We start from the raw sequence: 10,079 nt of genomic DNA, 5'->3' as shown, positions 1-10,079 counted from the left end.
GAGATGTGTATAAGAGACAGGGCCGAAGCGGGCTAGAGGTGCGCCGCCAGGAACCTCGCCTGCTTCGGCCAGTGGTGCCCGCCGCCGCCCTCGTGCCCGTTGTACGGGTAGACCTCGATCACGGCGTCCTCCGACGCGAGCGCGTTGAACGCCGCGAACGTGGTGCGGGGCGGCACGATCTCGTCCATGAGCGCCACGGAGAACAGCGCCGGTGCCGTGATCCGCTTGGCGAAGTTGACGCCGTCGAGGTAGCTCGCCGTCGTCCACACCGCCTCGGCGTGGTCGCGGTGCACGGCGAGGTAGCGCACGAGCTCCTGGTACGGGTCGCTCACCGCCACCTCGGCGCCGTGCTCCCAGTCGGCCAGGAACGCGACGTCGGGCATGACCGCGACGACGCCGTCCCCGTGCGACTCCGCGAGGGCCGCGGCGGCGATCGCGATGCCGCCGCCCTGGCTCCCGCCGGTGACCGCCACCCGCGCCGGATCGACGAACGCGAGCGTCCGCACCGCGTCGACGAGCCGCAGGGCATCCGTGTGGACGCGCCGGTAGAAGTGCTCGTGCGGATCGAGGATCCCGTTCGTCATCCACCCCGCGACCTGCCCGTTCGACGCGTGCGGGTCGGGCGTGTCACCGCCGTTGCCCCAGCCGCTGCCCTGTCCGCGCGTGTCCATGACGACGTGGACGTACCCGGCGAGGGCCCACTGCACGCGCTCGCCCGGCAACCCGCGGCCACCGTTGTAGCCGAGGTACTCGACGACGACCGGGAGCCGCTCGTCCCGCGGCCGGCGTGGACGGGTGACCCACGCCCGGACCGGCTCGGCCGCGAAGCCGGGGAACACCAGGTCCTCGACGACGAGCTCGGTGATCGGCGTGCTGGCCGGCGTCAGCACGGGTTCGACGCCCGCCGTCGTCGCTGCCTGCCGCGCTTCCGCGATCGTCGTCCGCCAGAACGCGTCGAAGTCGTCCGGCTCACGCACCGCCGGACGATACGCGCGCAGTTCGGCGAGCGGGAGGTCCGTGAACGGCATCTACAGGCTCCTGCGGTACGCGGCGAGCACCTCCGGCCGAGGATCGGCCGGGATCGTGTCCGCCGCGAGCGGCCAGTCGGGGAGCGCACCGCCGAGCACCCACGCGGCCTGCCGCGCGGCGCCCGCGGCGACGTACTCGCCGGGGTCGGGGACGAGCACGTCGCGCCCGAAGACCTGCGCGGCGATCGTCCGCACGGCGGGGTTCTGCGCAGCTCCGCCGATGAGGAACAGGCGCTCCACGCGGGTCCCCGTGCCCTCGACGGCAGCGAGACCGTCGGCGAGGGCGCACAGCATGCCCTCGACGGCGGCACGTGCCAGGTACGGCCGCGTGGTCGTCAGCGGGGTCATGCCGAGCAGCGAGGCGGTGGCGTCGGGCCGGTTCGGGGTGCGCTCACCGACGAAGTACGGCACGAGCACGAGCCCGCCGGCGCCGGCCGGGGCCTCGAGCGCGAGCGCGCCGAGTTCGCCGTGGTCCGCGCCGAGGAGCCCGCCGATCACCTCGAGCACGCGCGCCGCGTTGAGCGTCGTGACGATCGGGAGGCGCGCCCCCGTCGCGTCGGCGAACCCCGCCACGGTCCCGCTCGGGTCCGCCAGGGAGGCCGTGGTGACGCCGAACACGGTGCCGGACGTGCCGAGGGACACGGCGACGTCGCCCGGCCCGAGGCCGAGGCCGAGTGCGGCCCCGGCGTTGTCCCCGGTGCCCGGGCCGACCACGAGACCGGCGTGCGCGACGGCGCCACCGGGGAGTGCGACCTCCCGGTCGAGCGTGCCCATGGCGGCGGACGGCTCGACGACGCGGGGGACGACCACCGCGTCGCCGCCGTCCGTCGCGGTGCCGGGCCGGGCCTCCCGGAGCACCCGCCCGAGCGCCCGCTCGAACAGGTCGGCGTCGTAGGCGCGGCGGGCCGGGTCCCAGTAGGCGGTGCCGCTCGCGTCCGACGCGTCGGTCGCGAGCGCGTCGAGGTCCGGTCCGAGCGGGCTCTCGTCCGCCGGGCCGTAGCCGCGGAGGCGCCAGGACAGCCAGTCGTGGGGGAGCGCGACCGCGGCCACCCGGGCGGTGTTGTCGGGTTCGGTGTCGCGGAGCCACCGGAGCTTCGTCGCCGTGAACGAGGCGACCGGGACGAGGCCGGTGCGCTCGACCCACTGCTCCGGGCCGAGCTCGTCGACGAGGTCGGCCGCGGCACCGGCGCTGCGGGTGTCGTTCCACAGGAGCGCGGGGCGGATCACCCGGCCGTCGGCGTCGAGCACGACCATGCCGTGCTGCTGCCCGCCGACGGCGATCGCGGCGACGTCGTCGAGCCCGCCGGCGTCGGTGATCGCCGTGCCGAGGGCGTCCCACCATGCGGCGGGGTCGACCTCGGTGCCGTCCGGGTGGCTCGCACGACCGGAGCGGAGCACCCGGCCGCTGCGGGCCTCCCGGATGACGACCTTGCAGGACTGCGTGGACGAGTCGACCCCGGCGACGAGGAGGTCCTCGTCACCGGGGTCGGTCGTGCTGGCGAGCGACTCAGCCACGCGCGCCCATGAGGTGCTCGAGGGTGAGCTGCTGCAGCTTGACGAAGCCGAAGCCCTTGCCGCCGAAGTACGCGTCGGCGTCGAAGTCCTCGAAGGCCGAGCGGTCGGCGAGGAAGTCGTCGTACGACTCGCCCTCGTTGAGCGTCGGGGTGCGGAGCTCGGCGACCTTCGACGCCTCGAGCGCCGCCTGCACCTCGGGGTCCGCGCGGAACGCCTGCGCGCGCTCCTTGAGGAGCAGGTACATGCGCATGTTCGCGGCGGCGGAGTCCCAGACACCGTCGAAGTCCTCGGTGCGGCTCGGCTTGTAGTCGAAGTGGCGCGGGCCGTCGTACGCCGGGCCACCCTGCGGTGCGCCGTGCTCGAGGAGGTCGACGAGCGAGAACGCGTTCTGCAGGTCGCCGTGCCCGAACACGAGGTCCTGGTCGTACTTGATGCCGCGCTGGCCGTTGAGGTCGATGTGGAAGAGCTTGCCCTGGTAGAGCGCCTGCGCGATGCCCGCGGTGAAGTTGAGGCCGGCCATCTGCTCGTGCCCGACCTCGGGGTTGATCCCGAACAGCTCCGGGCGCTCGAGGGTCTCGGTGAACGCGATCGCGTGCCCGAGGGTGGGCAGGAGGATGTCGCCGCGGGGCTCGTTCGGCTTCGGCTCGATCGCGAACCGGATGCCGTAGCCCTTGTCGGTGACGTAGTCGGCGAGGAGGTTGACGGCCTCGCGGTAGCGCTCGAGCGCCGCCTGGACGTCCTTGGCGGTGTCGTACTCGGCGCCCTCGCGACCACCCCACATGACGAACGTCGTCGCACCGAGCTCGGCGGCGAGGTCGATGTTGCGGAGGACCTTGCGGAGGGCGAACCGGCGGACCTGCCGGTCGTTCGAGGTGAACCCGCCGTCCTTGAACACCGGGGCGCTGAAGAGGTTCGTCGTGACCATCGGCACGACGAGGCCGGTGGACTCGAGCGCGCCCTTGAGGCGGTCGATCTGCTTCTGGCGCTCGGCGTCGGTCGAGCCGAAGGCGAACAGGTCGTCGTCGTGGAACGTCAGGCCGTAGGCGCCGAGCTCGTCGAGCTTCTCGACGGCCTCGACGACGTCGAGCGGGGGACGGGTCGGACCGCCGAACGGGTCGGTGCCGTTGTACCCGACGGTCCAGAGACCGAACGAGAACTTGTCGTCGCGGGTGGGCTTCGTTGCCATGGTGCGCTCCTGAAGGGGTTTGTTGTGAGTCACAACGTATTGCACGACGGACGGGTCCGCAAGGGCGCCGCGGCGCGTCGGCTCCGGACCGATCGCCGGCCCTCTGGCGCGTCGTCTCGCCGCTCGGTCAGGGGGCCTCCAGTCCGCGGATGACGAGTTCCGCGACGGAGCGGGCCTCCATCGCCCAGTCGGGGCGGTCGATCGCGGAGCCGATGCCGTGGAGTGCGATCATCACCGCGCCCGGGGTCACGTCGTCGCGGATGGTGCCGTCAGCGGCCGCGCTGGCCATCAGGTCCGCGACCGTGCGCTCGAGTTCGCTCCCACCCTCGGCCTGCGTCGCCGGGCTGACGAGGGCGGCGAAGGCGCGCGCGAGGGCGACGTGCTCGATCACGTGGTCCACGAACGCGCGGAGGAACCCGGCGAGCCGTTCGCCGGCCGGCCGCGATGCGTCCCGGGCACGCTCGCACAGCGCCGCCACCTCGTCCTGGTAGACCGCGGCGGCCAGTGCCTCCCGTGTGGGGAAGTGGCGGTAGAGCGTCCCGACCCCGACGCCAGCCCGCTCCGCGAAGTCGTCGAACCGGATCTGTTCGTCGTGCTCGAACACCGATCGCGCGGCCGCGACGATGGCGTCTCGGTTCCGGCGCGCGTCAGCGCGCAGGGCCCGCTCCTCGGCCATGTGCCCTCCCGGTTGACGAACTGGAGACGACCTCCGTATCGTCCAGACCGGAGATCGTCTCCACATTAGTGATCGGAGGCATGATGCGGATCCTCATGGTCGGCCGGGGCGTCATCGCGACGATCCACGGCCAGGTGCTCCAGGAGGCCGGGCACCATGTCGAGTTCCTCGTCCGCCCGGGCCGGACTCGCGAGTACGGGGCCCGCGTCCGCACGGATCTCGTCGACGGCAGGCGGGGACTGCTCGGCCGACGGCGGCGCACCACGTTCGCGATCCGGCTGCGCGAGTCCGTCGAGCCGGGGGACGGCTTCGATCTCGTCGTGCTCAGTGTCGGGCACCATCGTCTGCGGGAAGCCGTGGCGTCCCTGGCTCCGGTGGTCGGCGCGGCCACGGTGCTGGTCCTGGGCAACGTGTGGGACGACCCCGTCGCCGCGGTGGCTCCGCTCCCCGCGGATCAGGTGGTGTTCGGGTTCCCCGGCGCAGGCGGGGGATTCGACGGCGACGGCGTCCTGCACGGCGCGCTGCTCCGTTCGGTCGTGCTCGGCTCGAGCGGGACGCCGGGCGATCGACGGGCACCCGAGGTGCGGACGACGTTGCAGCAGGCGGGACTCGTGGTCCGGGACGAGCCGGACATGCGCGGATGGCTGTGGTCGCACTTCGTCATGGACGCGGGCATGTTCTCCCAAGCGCTGACGAGCGGCGGCCTGGCGGCCATGATCGGAGATCGCCGCGCGCTTCGCGGGGCGTTCCTGACGAGCCGGGAGCTCCTCCCCGTCCTCGCGGCGCGGGGGGTCGACATCGGGCGCCACCGCGGCGCGACGACGCCCGCTCGGTTCCCCGGGATGACGGCCGCATCGGCGGCGTGGGCCACCCGCCTGCTCCCGATCGCACGGGCGAGCCTGGCAGCACACACCGATCCCCAGGCGGCGGAGCCCCGTGCCGTGCTGGAGGACATGCTCGCCACCGCACGTGCGCTCGGCATCGCGACCCCGCGGCTGGAGCGGTCGGTCGAGGGGCTCAGCCCAACGTCGGCAGCTCGGTGAGCACGTGCTCGAGCGGCAGCGACGCCGCGCCGATGAGCAGGATGTCCGCGCCGAGCTCCGCCCGTCGGATCTGCACGTCGGGGACGAGCGGCGCGAGCAGGTGCGCGTCGAACGCGTTGCGGAGGCGCGGACCGTCGGCCGCCGCGAGGGCCGCCAGGAACCCGCCGAGGACGATCCGCTCCGAGCCGAGCACGTTCACGACGCTCGCGAGTGCGATCGCGAGGGTGTCGATCTGGCGCTCGACCTCCGCGACCACGGCGCTCGACCGGCTGCTGCCGCCCTCGGTCGCGGCGAGGAGCATCCGCTCGAAGGTGTCGGGGTCGGGTTCGCGCACGTCGAGCACCGCGGCGAGCCGAGCCCGGGTCACCGCGGCCTCGAGGGTCCCGACCAGGCCGGCGCTGTCCCGCGACCCGTCCGTCCGGATCGACACGTGGCCGATCTCGCCGGCGTGGCCGCTCGCGCCGAGCAGCGGCACGCCGCCCGTGACGATCCCACCGCCGATGCCGCTCGCCCCGCCGTTGACGTAGAGCAGGTCGTCCGCACCCCGGCCGGCGCCGAACACCCACTCGGCCGCGGCCCCGAGCGAGGCCTCGTTCGCGGCGCGGACCGGCATGTCCAGCGCCGAGGCGAGCTGGGCGGCGAGTGGGACGTCGTGCCAGTCCAGGTGCGGCGCCAGGCGGACGACCCCGTCGGCGACGCGCACGAGCCCGGGGACGGCGACGCCCGCGCCCACGACCACGGCACCGGGCGGGAGGTCCGCGCGGATGGCGGCCACGGCCTCCTGGGCGATGGTGGCGACGCGTTCCGGTGTCGGAGGCTGGTCGACGTCGACACGGACGCGCCGGACCACGCGGCCGCCGAGCAGCACCGCGGCGACCCGGACGGCGTCGATCTCGGGGTGCACGGCGATCCCGACCGCCCGGTCGGCGGGCCGGACCGTGGGGCTCGGACGGCCGACCGATCCCGCGCCACGGACCTCGTCCTCGACCACGAGCCCGCGGTCGACGAGCTCGCCGACCAACCCGGCGACCGTCGAGCGGTTGAGGCCGCTGAACCGGGTCAGGTCGCTCCTGGTGGCGGGCGTGGCGTGCACACGACGGAGCAGCGACGTGAGGTTCTGGTGACGTCCCAGGTCCTTCCGCCGCGCCTGCGATGCGCTCGCTTCCGCCATCCCGTGATCGTAGCGACCGCGCCCGACCGGGCACCGACATCGTTGTCGTCCGGCCACCGGGCCTCCTTCGGGGGACAAGCCTGGGTGAGCACTGTTCACGAACCAGCGGATGGGAACGTTCGCTCAGCTTTCTTGACCGCCCGGAGAGACCGGGTCTAGGAATGCCCCAATCCGTGGCACCGAAGCGCGGGGGAGACGCGTCGGACACCGACGCCGTCCTCGTCGTCGGTGCCGCACGCAGCCCGATACGAGGAGGTATCCGTGGAAGACGACGCGGTCGCGAACGCAGTTGCGGCGATGGGGGCCGGGCCCGGCCCGAGCCGGAGGGGACTGGTCCGCGGAGCGGGGCTGGCAGGTGCCGCCGCGTTGGCGTCGGGCCTGCTGTCGTTCTCCGGCGGGGACATGGCGAGCGCGGCCGGGAAGGCAGGGAACTTCCCGTCGACGCCCGGGTTCAAGTTCGTGTTCATCAACCACGTGACCACGAACACGTTCTTCCAGGCCACGCAGTACGGACTCGCCGACGCCGCCTCGATGCTCGGCCTGCCGAAGCCCCAGTGGACCGGCTCGGAGACCTCGAACGTGTCGCAGATGGTCAGCGCGTTCAACACCGCGGTCAGCGGCGGCGTCGACGGCATCGCCGTGTCACTCGTCGACAAGACCGCCTTCAACGAGCCCGTCAAGAAGGCGCTCGCCGCGGGGATCCCCGTCGTGTCCTACAACGCGGACGTCACCGGGAACGCGCGGCTCAACTACATCGGCCAGGACCTGTACGCGTCGGGGCAGGCCGCCGGCGAGCACATCGCGAAGCTCCTGCCGAACGGCAGCAAGATCGCGATCTTCATCGCGACGCCGGGTGCCCTCAACATCCAGCCGCGAGCGGACGGTGCGATCGCGGCGCTCAAGGCCGCGAACAAGGGGTTCCAGGTCAAGCAGATCGCCACCGGGGCCGACGAGGGCAAGGAGCAGAGCGCGATCGACGCGTTCTACACCGGGAACAAGGACTACAAGGGCCTGTTCGCGGTCGATGCGGGCAGCACCCAGGGCGTCGCGAACGTCATGAAGAAGTACGACCTGGCGTCGCAGGGCTACAAGGGCGGCGGGTGGGACCTCCTGGCCTCCACCGAGAAGTCGATCCGCCACGGCATCCTCAGCTTCACGATCGACCAGTCCGCGTACCTGCAGGGGTTCCTGCCGACGCTGTACCTGTACCTGTACCTGTACAAGCTGTCGGGCACGCTCGTCGCACCACCGCTCACCGACACCGGCCTCAAGTTCGTCACGAAGAAGAACGTGAAGCCGTACCTCAAGTCGACGAACCGGTTCGAGGGCAGCTCGTCCGCTCAGAAGTACCTCACGTCGTGAGCGACGACGCCATCGGCCTCCAGACGGAGTCGCCCACCCCGGCACCCATGTCGTCCGCACCCCGACCGGCTCGCCGCGGCCTCCGCGGCGGGCCGCTCGGGGGTGTGCTCCGGATCCGCGAGTTCTCGGTGCTCGTCGTCGACGTCGCGCTCATCATCTACTTCGCCGCGACGAACCACGCGTTCCTGACGGGGTCGAACATCGGCAACATCGCGAACTTCCTCAGCGCGGCGGCGATCATCGCGGCGGGCGAGGTGTTCCTGCTCATCTGCGGCGAGATCGACCTGTCCGCGGGCATGACGTTCGCGCTGACGCCGATCCTCATGGTGACGTTCGCCGACGCGATGCCGCTGTGGACGGCGCTCCTGCTGGCGCTCGTCGTCGCGACGCTCATCGGGTTGTTCAACGGGGTCGTGAACCAGTACCTCAAGCTGCCGTCGTTCATCGCGACGCTCGGGACGCTGTACGGCCTGCACGGCGTGGCCCTCGCCATCGCGGGGAGCACACCGCTGCCGGCCCCCACGAAGGGCGCGCTCGTCGCGGTGTTCGGCGGGTACCAGTGGTCCGAGCTCATCTGGGCGGTGCTCATCGTCATCGTCATGCAGGTCGTGCTGACGAGCACCCGGTCGGGCGTGCACACGATCGCCACGGGCGCGAACCTCGTCGGCGCCTCCGAGGCGGGCATCGCGGTCCGGCGCGTCAAGATCCGGGCGTTCATGCTCACGTCGCTGTTCGCCGGGCTCGCCGGCATCCTCGACGGCACGAACATCGCCAAGTCGTTCGACCCCAACGCGGGCGGCAACGACCTCATGTTCATGGCGATCGCGGCCGCGGTGCTCGGCGGGACGTCGCTCATCGGCGGCTCCGGCACCGTCGTCGGCGCCTTCCTCGGTGCGCTGCTCCTGGCCGTGCTCCAGGACGGCTTCAACATCGAGGGCATCTCCGCCACCACGTTCGTCATCGTCGAGGGCGCGGCGATCCTGCTCGCGATGATCCTCAACATCTACCTCGCGCGCTTCCGGCAGCGAGCGAAGGAGCAGTAGCCATGACCACCACCACGGGTACGGGCACGACCGACCGCGCGCCGGGAGGCACGCCACCGGCCCTCGAGGCACGGCACGTCAGCAAGCGGTTCGGGTCCGTCACGGCCCTGCGCGACATCAACCTGCACGTCGGCAAGGGCGAGGTCCTCGGGCTCATCGGCGACAACGGCGCGGGCAAGTCGACGCTCATCAAGATCCTGACCGGGTACCACCAGCCGACGGAGGGCGAGCTGTTCCTCAACGGGGACCCGGTCACGTTCACCGGCATCGGCGACGCGCGGGAGCGGGGCATCGAGACGGTGTTCCAGGACCTGGCGCTCGTCAACACGCTGCCCGTGTACCTCAACCTCTACCTCAACAAGGAGCTCCGGCGCGGGCCCTTCCTCCGCCGCTCGGAGATGCGCGAGAACGCCCGCCGGTACCTCGACGACATCGGGATCCGGATCGCGTCGGTGAACGACGAGGTCGCGAACCTGTCGGGCGGCCAGCGGCAGGCGATCGCGGTCGCGCGATCGGTGTACTCCGACGCGAGGATCCTGCTGCTCGACGAACCACTCGCGGCCATGGGGGCGAAGGAGGGTGGCATCATCCTCGACTTCATCTCGATGCTCCGCGAACGCGGCGAGGTGTCGATCATCCTCATCGCGCACAACTACACGCAGGTGTTCGACGTCTGCGACCGCGTCAACCTGCTGCAGCACGGCGAGATCACCCTCGACAAGCGCACCGACGAGGTCTCGGCCGAGGAGGTCCTCGACATGGTGGCCAAGGAGTACCGGCGCGGCGGACGACTGGCCGAGGGGCGGGGGCGGCTGCTCGACGAGGTGCGGTAGCGGCGGCGCGGCCCGGTTGGTCTGCCCCAGTCCAGGGGCGAGATGACCCCGGCGCGCCCCGCACGGCTCGCACGGCACCCGATCATGCGGTAGACAGAGTGGTACGCGCTGGATCCGAAGCCATCGGCCGACGCGGGCGGCACGTGTCGACCGGGACCCCCTGGAGGTCCCGCCCGGACGCGCCACCGTTTTCCGTGTGCTCGTGATCAGGAGGCATGCGCT

At 72.0% G+C, this 10,079-nt stretch carries 9 protein-coding genes; 4 read left to right on the top strand and 5 right to left on the bottom strand.

Annotated features, from left to right (window positions below; translation table 11 throughout):
* Positions 1–32: 32 nt before the first annotated feature.
* The 4 genes from DEI86_RS12515 to DEI86_RS12500 form a co-directional block, all read right to left on the bottom strand.
* Entirely contained in the window at positions 33–1,028 is a 996-nt protein-coding gene (locus DEI86_RS12515; RefSeq protein ID WP_111049718.1) for an acetylxylan esterase, read from the bottom strand.
* The gene (gene xylB, locus DEI86_RS12510; protein ID WP_111049717.1) at positions 1,029–2,543 is read right to left on the bottom strand and encodes a xylulokinase; all 1,515 of its coding nucleotides are present in this window, start codon (positions 2,541–2,543) and stop codon (positions 1,029–1,031) included.
* The gene (xylA, locus tag DEI86_RS12505) at positions 2,536–3,729 is read right to left on the bottom strand and encodes a xylose isomerase (RefSeq protein ID WP_111011453.1); all 1,194 of its coding nucleotides are present in this window, start codon (positions 3,727–3,729) and stop codon (positions 2,536–2,538) included. The genes xylB and xylA overlap by 8 nt, the downstream gene beginning before the upstream one ends.
* Positions 3,730–3,856: 127 nt before the next feature.
* Positions 3,857–4,405: a TetR/AcrR family transcriptional regulator gene (locus DEI86_RS12500; protein WP_111049716.1), complete on the bottom strand. Its 549-nt coding sequence runs from the start codon at positions 4,403–4,405 to the stop codon at positions 3,857–3,859.
* An 80-nt stretch (positions 4,406–4,485) separates the two neighbouring features.
* On the opposite strand from DEI86_RS12500, the gene DEI86_RS12495 reads away from it, so the two are divergent.
* Complete coding sequence (locus tag DEI86_RS12495) at positions 4,486–5,448, top strand: ketopantoate reductase family protein (RefSeq protein WP_258376542.1); 963 nt, start codon at positions 4,486–4,488, stop codon at positions 5,446–5,448.
* On the opposite strand, the gene DEI86_RS12490 is transcribed toward DEI86_RS12495, so the two are convergent.
* Entirely contained in the window at positions 5,423–6,619 is a 1,197-nt protein-coding gene (locus DEI86_RS12490) for an ROK family protein (RefSeq protein WP_111027374.1), read from the bottom strand. The genes DEI86_RS12495 and DEI86_RS12490 overlap by 26 nt on opposite strands.
* A 261-nt stretch (positions 6,620–6,880) precedes the next feature.
* Between DEI86_RS12490 and DEI86_RS12485 the strand changes: the two genes are divergently transcribed.
* From DEI86_RS12485 to DEI86_RS12475, 3 genes are read left to right on the top strand one after another with little or no spacing between them, the layout of a single operon-like run.
* Positions 6,881–7,981: a substrate-binding domain-containing protein gene (locus tag DEI86_RS12485; RefSeq protein ID WP_220038519.1), complete on the top strand. Its 1,101-nt coding sequence runs from the start codon at positions 6,881–6,883 to the stop codon at positions 7,979–7,981.
* Entirely contained in the window at positions 7,978–9,024 is a 1,047-nt protein-coding gene (locus tag DEI86_RS12480) for an ABC transporter permease (protein WP_220037234.1), read from the top strand. The genes DEI86_RS12485 and DEI86_RS12480 overlap by 4 nt, the downstream gene beginning before the upstream one ends.
* 2 nt (positions 9,025–9,026) lie before the next feature.
* The gene (locus DEI86_RS12475; RefSeq protein WP_111011457.1) at positions 9,027–9,857 is read left to right on the top strand and encodes an ATP-binding cassette domain-containing protein; all 831 of its coding nucleotides are present in this window, start codon (positions 9,027–9,029) and stop codon (positions 9,855–9,857) included.
* The last annotated feature ends 222 nt before the right edge of the window (positions 9,858–10,079 follow it).

This window comes from Curtobacterium sp. MCBD17_028 (genome assembly GCF_003234875.1).
GTDB lineage: Bacteria > Actinomycetota > Actinomycetes > Actinomycetales > Microbacteriaceae > Curtobacterium.
The sequence above is the reverse complement of the archived record's forward strand: the minus strand, read 5'-3'. Positions and strand labels throughout refer to the sequence as shown.

Bases quoted from the DNA above. Each gene is read 5' to 3' on its own strand.
- DEI86_RS12495 (WP_258376542.1), top strand. From the start codon at position 4,486: ATGATGCGGATCCTCATGGTCGGCCGGGGCGTCATCGCGACGATCCAC.
- DEI86_RS12500 (WP_111049716.1), bottom strand. From the start codon at position 4,405: ATGGCCGAGGAGCGGGCCCTGCGCGCTGACGCGCGCCGGAACCGAGAC.
- DEI86_RS12490 (WP_111027374.1), bottom strand. From the start codon at position 6,619: ATGGCGGAAGCGAGCGCATCGCAGGCGCGGCGGAAGGACCTGGGACGT.
- DEI86_RS12475 (WP_111011457.1), top strand. From the start codon at position 9,027: ATGACCACCACCACGGGTACGGGCACGACCGACCGCGCGCCGGGAGGC.
- DEI86_RS12515 (WP_111049718.1), bottom strand. From the start codon at position 1,028: ATGCCGTTCACGGACCTCCCGCTCGCCGAACTGCGCGCGTATCGTCCG.
- xylA (WP_111011453.1), bottom strand. From the start codon at position 3,729: ATGGCAACGAAGCCCACCCGCGACGACAAGTTCTCGTTCGGTCTCTGG.